Origin of the sequence: Heyndrickxia oleronia, assembly GCF_017809215.1 — a bacterium.
Taxonomy (GTDB): Bacteria; Bacillota; Bacilli; order Bacillales; family Bacillaceae_C; genus Heyndrickxia; species Heyndrickxia oleronia.
In genome coordinates, this window is sequence record NZ_CP065424.1 from 4618206 (window position 1) to 4634847 (window position 16642).

Consider the following 16642-nt stretch of genomic DNA (forward strand, 5'->3'; position numbering starts at 1 on the left):
AGTTAGTAACCTACACTATTTTTCCTCAAAGCTTAAGCGCTCATCTTTTTTTCTAGAAACGACATTTGCTAAAGTTTCCGGTAAGGCCATTAATGCAGGGACAAAAATAGGTAGTAAAATAAAGCAAAGTACGATTAAACCTGTAATAACAGCAATGGCTAATTCCGATAAAAGGACGATTCCTGCAGGCATAAGTGTCGCAAACGTACCACCCAGGATAATAACTGCTGATATAATGACACCACCCGTATGCTTGGAAGCCAATACAATTGCCTCTTTAGGTGAAAGATCCGGGTATTCCTTAAAGCGCATCATCAAGAAGATACTATAATCTACTCCTAAGGAAACAATAATGATGAAGGAGAAGAATGGAACGAAAGAAGACAATCCTTCATATCCTAGTACATCTAAGAAAATATAGTTTACGATAAACATAGCTGCATAATATGCACCAACAAGGGATGCTGTTATGAAAACTGGTGTCCAGAAAGATCTTATAACAAAAAATAAAACAAGCAATACTCCAGCGATGACAATAATCGTTGTTTTATTTAAGTCTCTAGACAATACATCATTCATATCCTTAGTTGTCGCACTTGATCCAGCTGTTCCATGCTTAGCATCTGAAAGTACTGTACCTTTTAATCCATTGGAAATTGTTGTATTGATGCTTTTAACTGTTGTTAACGCTTCATTCGAATAAGGATCATCACTCAAAACAATGGTCATCTTAGTGATTTTTCGATCTTCTGACATAAAAGCATCTAATGAATGTTTGAATTCGTCATTTGTCAACGCCTCTTTTGGGATAAAGAAGTTCTTATTTGTATTAAGTTGAGCTAAGTAATCATTTGTTTGACCAATACCATCAGATATTTGTTCTAATCCACCGTTCACATCCGATAATTGGTCTCCAAACGCACCAAATCCATTAAGACCAGCCGCAAGCTGCTCTTGACCAGTTTTCATCTGGCCAAGCCCCTCATTTACACTCTTCATATTTGTAACAATGGTGTCTATTCCTGAGGATGCTTTGCCAAGTCCTTCTTTAAGTTTCTTCAAGCCGTCTGCCATTTGGTTTAATCCACCTGACATGCTAGCAAGATTTTTATTTGCCGTACCAAAACCAGCTGTCACTGCATTATAATTTTCATTTAATGCTTGAATGCTCTCTGGTGTAATCTGGCTTAAGGTTGTTGCTAACTGATTTATTGTTTGCTTTAACGCCTGAAAGTTCGCATCATTATTCGAATTCGTATAACTGCTTCCAAGGGCATCTGTCATCGATTGCATTTGGGTAATGGCACTTTTTACACCAAGAAGGGCCTGAGCTGCCTCTTGATAATGAGCACCCATTTCCTTATAACCCGCCTGCATCTTATTATAATTATCAGCTAATAATGCTACTCCCTCACTCATCTTTGTGAGATTTGTTTCAATCGCAGCGATACCATTACTTATTGTTTGTGGATTATTCGACCTATCATCTATCCCTGCCTGGATTTGTTTTAATCCACTGGTTAAAGCAGTCATACCGTCTTGAAGCTTCGCGGTACCATCAACCATTTTATTAACATCAGTAAAGTCAGCAGATCCAAGCTTTTCCTGTGCTTGCTTCATTCCATCATGGATTTGATCTACACCATCTTTTGTTTGTGATAAGCCATCTGTTACAGTTGCCATTTGACTATCGACATAAAAATCATCAATCTTTTCCCCAAGAGGCTGTGTGACCGAAGAAACCTGCTTCACTCCCTTTATACTCTTAAGTCGTTCTGTTATGTTATCAATGACGGCAAGAGACTCATTATTATCAAGGGCATGATCATTTTCAATAACGACGGTAGCCGGCATGGACTGCCCTTTACCAAAATGATCTGAAACCAAATTAATGGCTTTAGATGAAGGATATTTATTTCCAAGTTCACCAACCGTATCAAAGTTAAGCTTTTCCTGATGGAAGTACATCATTGGCCCTATAATTAATAGAATGGTCACTGTAATAATAATAGGGTGCTTAGTCGCAAGGGATGATGATTTTCCCCAAAACTTGTTTTCCTTATGCCCACCAACATTTTTAGATGGCCAGAATATTTTCTTGCCTAATACCTTCATAATAAAAGGAGTTAGCGTCAAAATTTCAAGTAATAGAACAGTTACACCGATGACGACTACAACACCAGATTGATAGATTGGCGATTCGGAAAAAACTAGAGCTAGGAATGCGATAAATACAGTGAGTATACTATAAGCAATTGTTTTTCCTGCCGTTTTATACGTATTTACTATTGCGTCATCAATCGAATGACCATGTGATAGCTCTTCCTTAAACCGATTAAATAGCAGGATATTATAATCCGTGCCGATCCCAAAGAGAATAAGCACAAGAAGCATCTGAGTAAGGCTCGTTACTGGAAATCCTGCTTTATCTATTAATTGAGCAGCAATCCCCATCGAACAAAGATAGGAAAAGGCTACCGCCACAAGAGATATTAAGGGGGTAACAACTGATCTAAATGCAAGAATAAGTACAACTAAAATAAAGATAACAGTTAATGCCGCACTCTTCTCTACACCTGACTGGGTCGCTTTCAAATAATCATTATTGATAAAGTCTTCCCCGCTTAAATAGTATGTAACAGGTACTTTATCTAACTTTTTCTCAAATTGCTTTTTAATATCATCAATTTCTCTGCCTTTTTTATCAAGCTTATAGCTCACCATGACAGTTGTACCATCTTTGGAAACTAATGAGCTTTTCGCATCAGGCATACTGAAGGGATCGATCATGTTTGTGATCCCAAGTTCCGAGCTGCTATCACTAAGTGATTTTACTGCATCCCCGATTCCTTTCATTTCATCATTGGAAATTTTATTTTTATCATAAAATACAATTAGGTTATCCGTACCTTTGGTGGTATCCATTTTTTTTAATATACTACTTGCTATGACAGATGGACTGTCTTTACTTGTACCTTCTTGGCCCTTTTGCCGTAGAATGGCATTGACATCTGGCTGAATGACAGTAAGCACTATCGTTGCAATAAGCCAGATTGCAAAAATTGCCCAACGGCCCTTTATAATTCTTCTCACCTTGTGCCCTCCAAATTCCATTCAAATGTTTACTTGCCTTGTTTGTCTTTACCGGAGAAGAACAAAACATTAAAGAATTCATAATTATCCATTCCCTCAGCTACCATGTTTTCTTTAACAGCGGAAACTAATAATTTCATTCCCTTCTCCACAATCTCCTGATCATTTGGACTTAAACGATCTAATACACCAACTAATGACTGATTTGTAATTTCTGATATACTCTCATTGATATCTTCAGCGAGTCTAGCAGACAAGGAAATATCTACTATACGTTTATCCTTGCGATTTGGCATCTTTACTAGAAACCCTTTAGAAATTAGTCTATCAACAATATCCGAAACAGTACTTTGCGTCATTTTTAAGTTTTGAGAGAGTTGTTTAATACTAACCGTTTTATGTGAATACACTTCACCGATTACCTTTACCTGGGGAATCGTAACACCATGATCCTCTGCTTTCTTCTGTAGACTTTTCATCGTATAACGATGTAAAAAGTCAATAGATTCCCCAATAAATTCAGCTCTATTCAATATTTCTCCCCCCTTCTCTAAATAAATCGTACACGATACATCGTATACGATTTATATTATTTGGATGGACTTTTTTTGTCAATGAAAAAGAAAGGCATAATATTTAGTAAGAAGAATTTAAATGACGGTTACAGCAACTTCAATTAGAAAAACTCGCCATTTCAAGACGAGCTTTTCCATTTGTGTATATTTAGTGTCCATCTTATAATGCTTCACTTTTATTATGTGTATATCCCAAAATGTTTTTCTCTCAGCCACGCTCCGCTTAAATAAATGATCGTTGCCCATTCAGCTATTCCCCTTATTGATTTCTTCGAATTCATGAATCATATGCTTACGAAATTGCTTCGCAACATATGAGTAATTTCTAGTCTTCATCCATGCAAATCCGACCATTTGATAGCAGTCTGGATTTCTGATTTTGATCCGTTTTGTATTTTTTAAATTTTCCTCTAGAAATGAATACTGCGGGTAAAAGGTAATCCCTTCCCCCTCATTTACCATCTGAAGAACAATAGAAAGCTCTGTCCCCTCAAAAATAATGTTCGGTTCAAAACCAGCATCATGACAGCATTTTTCAATCATATTTGTAGCGGTTGAACCAGATTGATAGCTAATAAAACGCTCATGCCTAGCTTGTTTTAGGTCGATTTCATCAAACATTGCCAACGGATGATTGTGTGGAACAATTAATTCAAGCTGCTCTTTTAAGACAGGTAACCAAATAATATCAGGTCCAGTGATAGGACTATTCGAGATACATAATTCAATTTCGCCTGTTATTAATCTTTCTTTTGCCACTGAGTCTGGCAAAATCGATTGATGTATTTTTACGTTAGGACGCTTAAGATAAAAGCTTTTAAAGACATGCGGCAAAATTTTTGAACTCATTACACTGACTGTTACTCGATCCTCTGTAATATTTGCGAGGTTCTGTATTTGTGACCGTGCATTATCAAGTCCTACTAAAGCTTCTTTAGCTGCTTTAGCAAAAATTTCACCATAGGCATTTAATTTTATCTTACGCCCCTGTCTATCAAATAAAGGTACACCGAGATCTTCTTCCAAACGGGCAATCGTCTTACTTAATGATGATTGAGATACATTTAATTCAAGTGCTGCCTGCGACATATGTTCAATTCTAGCTACAGTTAAAAAATATTGTAATTGTAATAATTGCATGAAAACACCTTCTAGTCTCTTATTGACATAAAGGAATTTATTCATTCCTTAAGAAATATTGTACCTATTTTTAAATCGGAATACGATAGAGGTGAATTTACAATAATTATCATTTTAATAAGGAAACATAGGAAGGTATACCTATTATTGATTGAAAGGGGTTTTTTTTGATGAAAATAAATGCAGCAGTGACTCATGGACAAGGTCAAGATTTTGTTTTAGAAGAAGTCGAGCTTGCTGACCCAAAGGCAAATGAAGTATTAGTAAAAATTATAGCTACTGGCGTTTGTCATACAGATGCCGTTGCACGTGATGCAGCAATTGCACCACTTCCAGCTGTTTTAGGCCATGAAGGAGCAGGAATAGTAGAAAAAGTGGGTGAAAATGTTACAGATCTTGAACCCGGTGACCATGTAGTACTCTCATTTGCTCACTGTGGTCATTGTCATAATTGTTTAACCGGACATCCAACAGCCTGTGAAACATTTAATGAGCTTAATTTCGGCGGTATAAACGATGACCATACACATCGTTTATCACAAAATGGGAAAGAATTATCAACATTCTTTGGACAATCTTCATTCGGTACATTCGCCATTTCACATGAACGCAATGTGGTAAAAGTTGATAAAGAGGTTGATTTAGCTTTATTAGGACCTTTAGGCTGTGGAATCCAAACAGGAGCAGGTACCGTTCTAAACAAACTTCAACCAACATTTGGTACTTCTATTGCCATTTTCGGTACTGGAGCTGTAGGTTTAAGTGCAATCATGGCAGCAAAAATTGTAGGATGCAAAAATATCATCGCTATTGATGTACATGATAATCGACTTGAACTCGCCAAAGAACTAGGGGCTACGCATACTCTAAATGGAACAAAAGTGGATGTTGTAAATGAAATTAAAGCAATTACGAATGGCGGTACAGAATTTTCAATTGATACAACTGGTGTTCCTCCAGTCGTACGTCAATCCTTACATGCATTACGTCCATTAGGTATTGCAGCAATCGTCGGTGTAACACCTGAAATGAGCATTGATGTTCACAATGATTTAATGGCTGAAGGTAAAACCATGATGGGTGTTATTGAAGGAGATGCAGTCGCAAAAATCTTTATCCCACAACTTGTAGATTACTATAAAAGAGGACTATTCCCATTCGATAAGTTAGTAAAATTCTATGACTTCGATCAAATCAATGAAGCTTTTGCCGCATCTAAATCTGGTGAGGTTATTAAGCCGATATTAAAAATTCAATAAAAATAATCGTTATTAAAACGATGTTGTACAAGAAATGGCCCGGATTTTTATCCGGGCCATTTTTTTGAGTATCTCCGCAACATATTTATTTTGCTGCGGGTCTTTTAATCCACCTTTAGAGAGCTTTAAAGAAAGGAAGGAAAAGATGTTGTTCGATTGCAATATTTCGTTATCACATTATCAATCTGTTTTTAAATGAGAGAGAAAACGATAAAAAATATAATTTTACGCTAAATAAACCTTCGTTTTAGGATTTGTATATCATCGTTCATTCTAAGATTCATCTCCTATTAATTTTAAAAATCGATGATTCCAAATATTTTCATAAAAATCAATCGTCTCTTTTGCAGACATAAATGGATTATTCAAAGTAGAAGTTGCTTTTTGTACCATGAAGTTTTCATATCCCAATCCATGAGCAAATTTAATCGTAGCATCCATACAGTATTCTGTTTGGGCACCACAAAATTCAATACGCTGTACAGCTAATTGGTCTAAAAGATTTTTTAAGTTTGTTTTGTAAAAGGAATTTGCATGTATTTTTTTAATAAAAAAATCTTGTTCCTGAACATCTAGATTAGCATGGATAGCCCATGGTTCTTCTTCAGGCACTAATTCTTCATCACAGTGTTGAACAAAAATGATTGGTTTATGCAATTCTCGATATAAGGCAATTCTATTATTTACTTTAGTGATTAGATTTTCTAAATCAAATAGGTGATCCCCACTGTAACATACGCCATTCTGCAAATCGATGACGATTAATACATCTGCACAAGTCTCCATTATTTGTCCCTCTTTCATTTTGCAATATGTTAATAATTCTTATGGATGTATTATACACTCTTATTTAACAATGAATTACAGCAAAATATAAAAAATTAAAAATTAAAAAACTTACAATCTATAAAAAAGAGACATGAAACTTTATACATTCATTTACGTAGAAATAATATAGGGATGCAGAAATGAAACAGTTTTTGCACTTAATTTTTAGGAACACTTTTTCGGTTACAATGTTAATGTGACTTAATCAAAATAAATGATCAAACACTCCTGTGTAATGTGCTCTAGGTGATTTCAAATGGTTCCTTTTATAATACTTACAGTAATTTTAGCTTCATTTTTCAATCGTCGAAATGCTAAGGGGATGGTTATTTGAGGAAAACGAATATAACTAGAAGTAAGAAAACCTCTTTAGGGATATTTATTGCAATAGGGGCCTTTTTACTTACTAAAATAAAGTATGTTTTAATCGTTTTTAAATTCTTAAAACTCCAGACACTCGTAAGCATGTTTATTTATTTAGGTACCTATGCTCTTTTTTTTGGCTGGAAGTTCGCAGTTGCGCTAGTCTATTTATTGTTTGTTCACGAAATGGGGCATTTGTACGCTGCTAAAAAGATTAAACTTCCTGTCAGCCCTGCCTTGTTTATTCCTTTTGTTGGAGCCGTTATCGGTTTAAAGGAGATGCCTAAAAATGCAAAGGATGAAGGATTTGTGGCATATATGGGTCCTTTTTTTGGACTATTATCCTTTTTACCTGCCATTCCCTTGTATTATTTTACACATGAACCATTCTGGGCACTTCTGATTATTTTAGGAGCGATGATCAATTTATTTAATCTTATCCCAATTACCCCTTTGGATGGCGGGAGAATTGCTGCAGGAATTAGTACGAAACTATGGGGGGTAGGTATCATCATATTATTAGCTTTTTCAATTATGAATCATAGTCCTATCGGATTTTTAATTGTCATCTTAGGCGGAACAGAGTGGTACAAATTATATAAAAAACAAAAAAGTTTACATAACGATAAAATGGAAGTCCAAGAACTGGAACAATTGGTCGTAAAACTAAAGAATGGATCAAACGATTTAGATTTCGTTCAAGAAGTTACTGACAAAGTAAAACAGAAAGTCACAAACCAAGAAATTACTAAAATATTAAATACACTAAATACAGAAATTGAAAAAATGAAAAAAGATATATATCTTCAACAATTATCGGGTACCCTAGTATTAAATGAAGAACACCTTCATCCAAATCAACAGGTCATTGAACGTACTCTCAACAACTTAGAGGAAAAATTACTAGATTATAAAAAAGAAATACAGACAACAGAGAGCTACTATAAAACTAACAAAAAAACGAAGATTCAATTACTTTTAATTTATATTGGACTAATCATTGCACTGGCTACTTGCTATTATTATAGCCAGGAAATACTTATGAACTATCCAGAAATACAATTATAATAAAAAATTAAAATCAAAACATCATTTAAAGGTGCCTGTCCCACGGTAAATTTTTTTACCAAAGGGATCAAGCACCTTAACTATGTTTCTTTTGTTTTCCCTGTTGGGACTATAGTTTTTCTGTCCGAATCTATCCTGTCAATCCTGTATAATTCACAATAGCATTATCCCCTAAATTTAATCGCAAGTCCTTTTAAGAAGTTTCTAGCGAAATTATCTCCACACTCCTTATAATTCTTATGCCCCTCTTTTCTTAATAAAGCTCCTAGTTCGCCTTTTGATACACGTAATCCTGCATATTTAAAAATATCTAGTATATCATCCGTCGTTAAAGACAATGCTATTTTGACTTTCTTTAAAAGAAGATTATTCACATTTCCACTTGTCTTTAAAGGAGATTCTGCTGGATTAGGTTGTCCAGGCTTCGGCTCTTGCTCCCCTCTTTTATAAATAATAAGACCATTTAAAAAAGAATCTAACATACTGTGCGTACATTTAATTTGATCTTCATTCTCGTATTCATCTTCATCGTATGTCTTTGTAAGTATCTTGACCACTTCAGGTACTGATACCTCCACACCACCAAGCTTAAATATCTCTGCCATCTCTTTATTTTTTATTTCTAATGCATATCTCAAACGAATCAATATATCGTTATTATCCATTATTAAACCTCCTAATTTTTCAATTTATGCTTATAAAAGAAAAGCACCTACTCTGAATTGCTAAAATCTCAACTTACCTACATTATTCGGTTAAAACTATATTGTCTGTGGCACCTCTTTTTTATATTAGTTTCCAACAATAATTATTAACAATGAGGTAAAGAATATTGTAATCACAGTTTCTCCCTAAAATTATACTATTTATTCCATGCCGGACACATCAATAATCGGGCTAAAGGTGTAGATTCCACAAAAAAAGAAGCAGGTTTACGATACAGAAAATGACCTGCTACCTACTTTGTTCCACTATTAATAGAAAGAAAATGTTATATTTGAATGGACCCTTCTATTTTTTAGTTTAGTCCTATACTTGCTACCACTTCACATGAAATATAAACTATATATTTCCCATGGTTTCACTCCAAAAATCAAACCATTAGCGAGCCACGAAAACCTCTTGAAGCATAATAGGATTCTGCTCCGTTATGATACAAAAAGACCGTGTCGTAACGACGATCACAAAAGACGGCACCACCTAGGTCTCTAATATTAGCAGGTGTTTTCACCCAACTAGATGTTTTTGTATCAAAAACTCCCAGTTTCTGCAGCTCCCGATATTGTTCCTCCGTTAAAATCTCAATACCCATGTCTGCAGCCATATCCATAGCGTTATTTTTCGGTTTATGCTCTTTCCTTGACTCCAGTGCCTTTCGATCATAACAAACACTTCTGCGGCCTTTAGGAGTTTGCTCGGAACAATCATAAAAAATATACACATCCGCCTTTTTATCATAACTAATAACATCTGGTTCGCCACCTGTTATTTCCATTTTATTAAGCGACCAAAGTTTTTCTGCATTCGTTTCAAGCTTTGCCTGCACATTAGCCCATTCCAGTCCTTCGTGGCGATTCATATTTTTCTCAAAACGTGCTTTCAATGTTGTCAGTATTTTTTCACGTTGTTCTGATGATAACTCCCTTTGTTCATTTTGCATACTAGGACTCCTCCTATAATATATTAATTCTTAAATTGTTTCATCATCACTGGGTTCTTATGTATTTGATATTTGGTTTAAATTAAAAACACCAAGAATCCCTGCAGTATCAACACTGTCTTGCTTCTTCATAAGTATGAACAGTTAATCCAACATCCAACACCTTTTGGATTGAACATTATGCAAAGGTGTAAGCGATTTTCCAAATGTTAGCAAAAACAATCTGGTACATTGTTAATATTAAGTTCCTACACATAATTTTGAAATGGAAAATTACTAGAACTAATGTAATTAGTTACACCTACTATAAATAAACTTGTAAATATATAAAGCGAAAGGGGGCATAGAAAGGATTCAAGACATTAAATTTACTGCCGCCTCCCACATAATAGAGTACATGATTCACTCCCATAAAGTAGCTCTTTTTATTTTTATTATTTTGGTTTCCTATCTACCCTCCTAATAAAGACAATTGTAATACATAATAATACGAAAACCGATATAAATAAAATGGTGAATTTCGTAGATAAAGTAGGTTCCCAGATTGGAGGGTCAAATAAAAATATATGCGGCCATGGCATGAACTCTCCTAACGTTACAACCTCTAAGACAGTATAAATTACAATAACTGTTAATGAAATTTCTATATTTTTAATCAATACCATTAGGGATGTCCCAAAAAACATATAGAATAACACTAAAATAATGAAATGGATCATGTTTAGGGCTGATAACTGGTGCGTTCCATACTTTACTATAAAAATAGTACAAAGGAGAAACACACCTAAGATATTAATTACAAAATAACGAAGAAAATCATTAAAAAGATGTTTTGAGTAGTATGGAATTAAGGTTTCTTGTGCTCCTTCTTGATACATTTCACTCAAACGGTACATAAGACACCAACATGAAAAAGGGATGTAAACACCTTGTATTACAATAAGGTTATTATAAATACCTGTTTGCTCTCTTGGAATAAAAAGTATTAAAAACACAGCGAAGATAAACATTATAATTGGGACAAAAAAGATAATACCCATTGTCTTACGATCAAAGAGGAAGAAAGCATAAAGTTTATAAACATATTTCTTCATCTATTTCACACCCTTGACAATCGCCAAATAACCATCTACAAGTCTAGGTGCTACCGGCATTGCATCTACTTCCTTTTCTAATGAAAAGATACGAATATTTAAACCCGTTTCTTCCTCGGTAATTTGTACTACTTCTTTTTCCATCATTATTAAGTCTAAATTTTCCGGTGATACATTATATTCATAAACATATCCTTCCGCGTATGCCTTCATTGCTGAAGGAGTACCCTCAAATAGTACTTTCCCATTCTTTAAGACCCCAATCTTTGTGCATAAAAATTCTATATCTTCTACAATATGAGAAGAAATAATGACAGTTCTTTCGGAGCCAAGATTCCTTAATAAATTTCGAAATCGAATTCGTTCCTCAATGTCTAGACCTGCAGTTGGTTCATCAAATATTAAGATGGATGGATTCCCCATTAATAGCTGGGCAATTCCAACCCTTTTTCTCATTCCCCCAGATAGTTCAATCATTTTTTTATTTTCATGGCCCTGTAGATTAACCTTCTTTATTACCTGATTAATAATCGTTTTCCTTTTATGTTTATCCATCATTCCTTGAAGCATAGCAATATGGTCTAGTACTTCCTCTATTGTAATATTTGGATAGACCATGAAATCTTGTGGTAAATATCCAATTAGTGTATTTTGTTTTACATACTTACCCTTGGTATAATCTTCTCCGTTTATTTCAATTCTCCCGCTATTCATGGAAATAAGGCTGGATAAAATTTTCATTAAGGTAGTTTTCCCAGCACCGTTTGGTCCAACTAATCCATATATCCCCTCTATATTTAATGTAATGTTAGATAGTATCTCATGTTTTTTGATTTTTTTATTTATCCCGGAAACCTTTATCATTTTACCCTCTCCCTAAAACCTTGAAAAAGTTTTACCGTTTTTAACCAACTATCCGAAACGTTACTCATTTCCTTATACCATAAAACTAAAAATTCCTTTTGTTGTTTCTCCGATAAATCATAGAATTGTTTATAAAACTGCTCAACAATTTTTTGCGTTGAATATGGAGGTTCTGCACTTGTAGGAGCAGAAACTGGAGATTTAATCTTCACTTTATCTCGTATATAAATAGATAGAATATCATTAAACGCAAAGATTTGTTCATAAGAGGAAAGTGTTCTTTGATCATAATTCCACAGTAGTGCAGGGATAAAGACTTCAGGAATTTCTTTTACCGCAGAACTAATATTTAAAAGTGTTTCATGTTGAATTAGAAGATGATCACTACTTAAATAAGAATTCAATTCCCAATTAGGAGATACTAGTACGATTTTATTAGGCAACTTCATATCATTTAAATGAAACATATCCCTAATTTCTCTATTCACTTCAATTAGATATTTTTCATATACTTGCCAGTCCTTTGAAATATCCGACCAAGAATTGGGATAAATCACCTCTTGTCTACCGAATTTCTTTTTTGTAATTTCTCCAGCAATAACTGTTATTCCCCCCGAAACATCACCACTATAGGTTCCATTTCTATGAGAATGCAAATTAGTATAGATGGGGATTTCGCCATTAAACGTTAAATTATAATGAATAATTTTTTTGGATTGCATAGAAAGGGATTTTATTGCATCGCCGTATACATTTATATATGTAAATGGTGCATGATCAGATTTTACCGGTATCCAACTAAAGTAATTCGGTAAATACAAATAGTTTTCTGAAATTGGAATCTGGGCTGAGTCTTTCATATCATAATAAAAAGTTATTTTATCGTTTGGCACTTTAGACGACCTTTTCACCGTTACAAAATCACCTTGTTGCACAAATGGTAAATGATTACCATCCCTATCAATCACTTTTATCACTTTAAAAAAGTGATAAAGTACAAAAGATAGAGTATTATTCATGATATTATTTACTGTTACCTTCGTTTCTGCTGAAACATTCTTATCAACGTTTAATGTAATATCATATTGCTTGATAGAATACTGTAAATAATTTCGAGCAACATCTTCTTTTGGTACTTTATAATACTTAATTTCCTTAGCAAAATTTTCATAACTAAAAATTGGTTTTTCATCTTGAAATATATTTGGAAAGATTATGGTATTACCGATTAAAAGAAAAAGGCATATTATTAAAATAAAAGTTTTATCACGGACTGTCCGAGCTGATTTTAGAAGTAAAATAAACACAATACCAATTGCTGAAATACACCAAAAAGTAATTTTTAAATATGCAGATTCAGAAGTATTATAACCAACTAATTCATTAAACGAATTTTCACTATGGAGGGGACCAATATAGAATAAACTACCTAAATCAGAAAATGAAAGTTTACGAAAATATGAAGAAAATAATTCTGTGTTCATGGGTCCAATCGCTATCCAGACTACAATCATTAGCACAAAGCTGATTTTGCTTTTTCCAAATAGCAGTGCAACTAAAATACCTAAGAAATACGTAAAAACAAATGGTAAAAACCAATATACAATGATGTAGGAAGCCGTCTGTGAATAGAATGAGGAAAATGGAATTCCAACTGAGTGGAAATAGACAAAAATGAAGGAAATTTGTGCACCTAAGAAAATAACTAAAAATAGTAAATGGTTACACAATAATGCAGCAATTTTTAATAATGTAATTCGAAAAGATCCAACAAATAAATTATTTGCACCAAATTTGTATTCGTCCGAAAATAACCTATAAAAGAAGACAATAAATAATAACATGACGGCTTGAATAATAAGCATCATTTCTCCTACAAAGCTCCCATAATCCATATAATCATAAGCTTTATTATCATCAATAAAAAATCTCAGAAATAACATAACAACCATAAATAGCATGGTCCCTAAATAAAAGAAACTTTTCAGTAATCGCTTATTATAAAATAAAAACAAATTTAAAAAAATGTTCATTTTAACATGACACCTCATTTATTGAAGGAGATTCATAAACCATCTTTTAAGGAACAAGATATAACCTTATCGGAAAGGTAAATGTCTCACTATCTGGTACGTTTCCTAGTGAGTTTCTTAATAATATTCAAGATATCATCTTCTTCATCCATTTATCCAACTTATTTTACTTTATTTTACAATATTAAATTATAAAGTGTAATTCCTTTTATCTAAAATTTGGGAATTTATTATTCACATTCAAAGAACCGATATAATAAATATCTTTATCAAAGCAAGGCTTTAGTATTTCTATTAAAAACCTCTGATTTAGAAAGCAACATTCATAATGTGTGGAAAATGATGGAGAAACCAATATAGGAGATGTGTAAAATGAAAAATACTGTTAGTATACTGCTTGAATCTGATCCTCATTTTGGTGCTGAACCGCCTACAAAAATCGAAGGTGATATTGACAGCTTCATGCTTCAAGGTTTAACTTGTCCTTCAATAATGAATGAACCGCTTCATGCTGTGTAACATGAGACTAATATAATACCTGCCCTAAGACGCTTGTATTCCTCTTCTATGCAACCGAGTAGTAAGTTGTACCCAGTAGCTAGCATCTTGGATGAGTGGTCTTAGGGACAGTTTTACCGTCATCTGACGCGCATAAAATTTTTATGAAATTCTTGTACTTGTAAATAAGGTGTTCATGCAATTGGTCCTTGCTCAATAAAGTATAAGTGCATTTGAACAGTATTACATACATGTGGGAGAAAACAATTATAGTTGTAAATTATGTTTGATACAATAGTCATGGTATGTTAATGTCGATGGTAATAACAGTTAAAGGAGGCGTTTGTTGTGAGTAATCAAATGTTAGCAAAGGGCGAATTCATTAAGGGGAACTCGCATAGCTAGCCCTCTAAACTGCGAAATCCCCCTATTATTGAGAGGGGTATTGTTTTGAGCCAATCATCAACAAAAATTTTCATACGTAATTTCGAAAATGGAGACATGCCTTTGCTTGGCGAGTTGTACCAATCAGTAACAGCAAAAGAAAATGCAATATTTTGGTGGGTCGGGGACGAAGGTAATTGGAGTAACGTTTATTGTGCATTTGAAGATGGTAAAATGGTCGCTAAGGGGCAAGTTAGCATCATTAACGTTGTACCTCCCGGTCGTTCAAAAGAGAACAATCACTCCATATACGTCAATCTTAAGACCATTCCCGAAAGAGAAAATGATATTACTTTGCTCGACAACGTCTATCATTATCTTTTCATAAGAGCAAAACAATTAAAGGAAACTTTACCTGAAGAATATGGAACTATACTTTGTGTTGGTAACGATTCGACAGAAATAGCAAACAATCAGTTTTTTATCCAAAAAGGATTCCTTCATCTGGATAGTTTATATCGCATGAATCGAGATTTGAATGAACCGATTCCTGAGTTAAAGCTTCAAGAGGACGTTCAATTCTCATACTGGAAGATGGAAACCTCTGACGAAGAAAGAGATTATCTTAATGTAGAAGCTGAAATTTGGCCTGACACTCCACTAGGACTTAATAGGTTGACTGAATACAAGAATAACAAACTATGGACATCCATGGTCATACGTCAATCAGACGCTATTGTCGGCGGACTGATGGCATGGCAAGAAGCAGACCACGGTGTCATAGAGGATGTTTTTGTCCGTGAACCATGGAGAAAACGCGGAATTGCTAAGTATTTGCTTACACAAGCTTTAAAATATCTCAAATCTCATCAGCTACAAAACGCTAACCTCATGGTATTAACTACAAATAAATCTGCCTTGTCTGTGTACGAATCGGTAGGGTTCTGCGCGGATAAAGAGGAAATAAGATACTTTACAAAACTGAATTAGGCAACAAAAAAGAGGGGTTCTCAGCCCCTCTTTACTATTTCAATACATCTCCGATTTAATTGTCCTTTCGCACTAACAGTGAGCAGCACTCCACATGACTCGAGAGGATAGAATGAATGTCATTTGAGTATGTCCGTTCTCGGAAACATATCCACTGAGTTTTTGGCACTATCGGTAGACGGGAACATATCAATGATTTTATAGTTCTAGGAAGCGTATCTGTAGCTATTTTTTCAAAGTCGGAATCTTAGTACCCTTTACATTCACACCTAAGATTGTAGCCCCCAATACAAGCGCGCCTCCTATGATAGGAACGCCGTACTTAATTATTCCGTTGAGAAATTCTTTGTTTTCAGTATCCTTTGCTGAAATTCGATCTGCAACAGTTATCATCTGTTCTGTTATTTGCATTCTTTCTTCAGCAGTAATTGTATCCTTTTTTAAGAGTTCACCAAGGTCATCGAGAATTTTTTTATAGGCCTCAATTGCTTCCTTCTGACTTTCACCATTTTCCTTCATTGCGTTATTGCACATGGCATTTAACTGTGCAAGCATATTATTTGCTGATTCAGTGTAAGCGGGAAACTGTTCAATAATTTTAATTGCAACATCTTTATCCATATTCGGAATTGCAGAAACGAACTCCATGATTTTGTCTTTAGACATATTTCTGAAGCTGTCAATATCTAGTGCTTCCTTAACCTCATTTTCAGTAACCATATACTTTGCCATAAACATTTTCCCCTTGTCTCAAGTATGTTTTTTATTAACCTCATGTACTAAACTTGAGAAT

General features: G+C 34.2%; 14 protein-coding genes. 4 read left to right on the top strand and 10 right to left on the bottom strand.

The annotated features are described in order from the left end of the window. Positions 1 to 15: 15 nt before the first annotated feature. The 4 genes from I5818_RS23210 to I5818_RS23225 all read right to left on the bottom strand — a co-directional run bounded on the left by I5818_RS23210 (position 16) and on the right by I5818_RS23225 (position 4808). Positions 16 to 3093, bottom strand: a complete 3078-nt coding sequence (locus tag I5818_RS23210; protein WP_078110593.1) for an MMPL family transporter — start codon at positions 3091 to 3093, stop codon at positions 16 to 18. 29 nt (positions 3094 to 3122) lie between these two features. After that, positions 3123 to 3626, bottom strand: a complete 504-nt coding sequence (locus tag I5818_RS23215) for a MarR family winged helix-turn-helix transcriptional regulator (RefSeq protein WP_078110592.1) — start codon at positions 3624 to 3626, stop codon at positions 3123 to 3125. A 117-nt stretch (positions 3627 to 3743) separates the two neighbouring features. Continuing rightward, positions 3744 to 3914 (bottom strand): hypothetical protein, encoded by a 171-nt coding sequence (locus I5818_RS23220; RefSeq protein ID WP_158022242.1) that lies wholly within the window; start codon positions 3912 to 3914, stop codon positions 3744 to 3746. Beyond that, positions 3915 to 4808: a LysR family transcriptional regulator gene (locus I5818_RS23225; RefSeq protein WP_071977455.1), complete on the bottom strand. Its 894-nt coding sequence runs from the start codon at positions 4806 to 4808 to the stop codon at positions 3915 to 3917. A gap of 170 nt (positions 4809 to 4978) precedes the next feature. Between I5818_RS23225 and I5818_RS23230 the strand changes: the two genes are divergently transcribed. Next, on the top strand, positions 4979 to 6067 hold the full coding sequence (locus I5818_RS23230) for an NAD(P)-dependent alcohol dehydrogenase (protein ID WP_078110590.1): 1089 nt from the start codon (positions 4979 to 4981) through the stop codon (positions 6065 to 6067). A 273-nt stretch (positions 6068 to 6340) separates the two neighbouring features. On the opposite strand, the gene I5818_RS23235 is transcribed toward I5818_RS23230, so the two are convergent. Then, entirely contained in the window at positions 6341 to 6853 is a 513-nt protein-coding gene (locus tag I5818_RS23235; RefSeq protein WP_078110589.1) for a cysteine hydrolase family protein, read from the bottom strand. 372 nt (positions 6854 to 7225) lie between these two features. Between I5818_RS23235 and I5818_RS23240 the strand changes: the two genes are divergently transcribed. After that, complete coding sequence (locus I5818_RS23240; RefSeq protein ID WP_078110588.1) at positions 7226 to 8326, top strand: site-2 protease family protein; 1101 nt, start codon at positions 7226 to 7228, stop codon at positions 8324 to 8326. Positions 8327 to 8490: 164 nt separating this feature from the next. On the opposite strand, the gene I5818_RS23245 is transcribed toward I5818_RS23240, so the two are convergent. From I5818_RS23245 to I5818_RS23260, 4 genes are all read right to left on the bottom strand, one after another. Continuing rightward, positions 8491 to 8991 (bottom strand): YehS family protein, encoded by a 501-nt coding sequence (locus I5818_RS23245; RefSeq protein WP_058004522.1) that lies wholly within the window; start codon positions 8989 to 8991, stop codon positions 8491 to 8493. 428 nt (positions 8992 to 9419) lie between these two features. Further along, positions 9420 to 9986 carry a DUF4256 domain-containing protein gene (locus tag I5818_RS23250; RefSeq protein ID WP_078110587.1) on the bottom strand — a complete coding sequence of 189 codons (567 nt, stop codon included), beginning with the start codon at positions 9984 to 9986 and terminating at the stop codon, positions 9420 to 9422. 1094 nt (positions 9987 to 11080) lie between these two features. After that, complete coding sequence (locus tag I5818_RS23255) at positions 11081 to 11944, bottom strand: ABC transporter ATP-binding protein (RefSeq protein ID WP_058004519.1); 864 nt, start codon at positions 11942 to 11944, stop codon at positions 11081 to 11083. Next, positions 11941 to 13977, bottom strand: a complete 2037-nt coding sequence (locus tag I5818_RS23260; RefSeq protein WP_209391827.1) for an ABC transporter permease — start codon at positions 13975 to 13977, stop codon at positions 11941 to 11943. The genes I5818_RS23255 and I5818_RS23260 overlap by 4 nt, the downstream gene beginning before the upstream one ends. 372 nt (positions 13978 to 14349) lie before the next feature. On the opposite strand from I5818_RS23260, the gene I5818_RS23265 reads away from it, so the two are divergent. Both I5818_RS23265 and I5818_RS23270 read left to right on the top strand, forming a co-directional pair. Next, positions 14350 to 14496 (top strand): hypothetical protein, encoded by a 147-nt coding sequence (locus I5818_RS23265; RefSeq protein WP_169846895.1) that lies wholly within the window; start codon positions 14350 to 14352, stop codon positions 14494 to 14496. A 429-nt stretch (positions 14497 to 14925) separates the two neighbouring features. Continuing rightward, the gene (locus tag I5818_RS23270; RefSeq protein ID WP_235849622.1) at positions 14926 to 15849 is read left to right on the top strand and encodes a GNAT family N-acetyltransferase; all 924 of its coding nucleotides are present in this window, start codon (positions 14926 to 14928) and stop codon (positions 15847 to 15849) included. A 225-nt stretch (positions 15850 to 16074) separates the two neighbouring features. Here the strand turns inward: I5818_RS23270 and I5818_RS23275 are convergent, their stop codons facing one another. After that, positions 16075 to 16581 (bottom strand): hypothetical protein, encoded by a 507-nt coding sequence (locus tag I5818_RS23275; RefSeq protein ID WP_078110013.1) that lies wholly within the window; start codon positions 16579 to 16581, stop codon positions 16075 to 16077. Between the last annotated feature and the right edge of the window lie 61 nt (positions 16582 to 16642).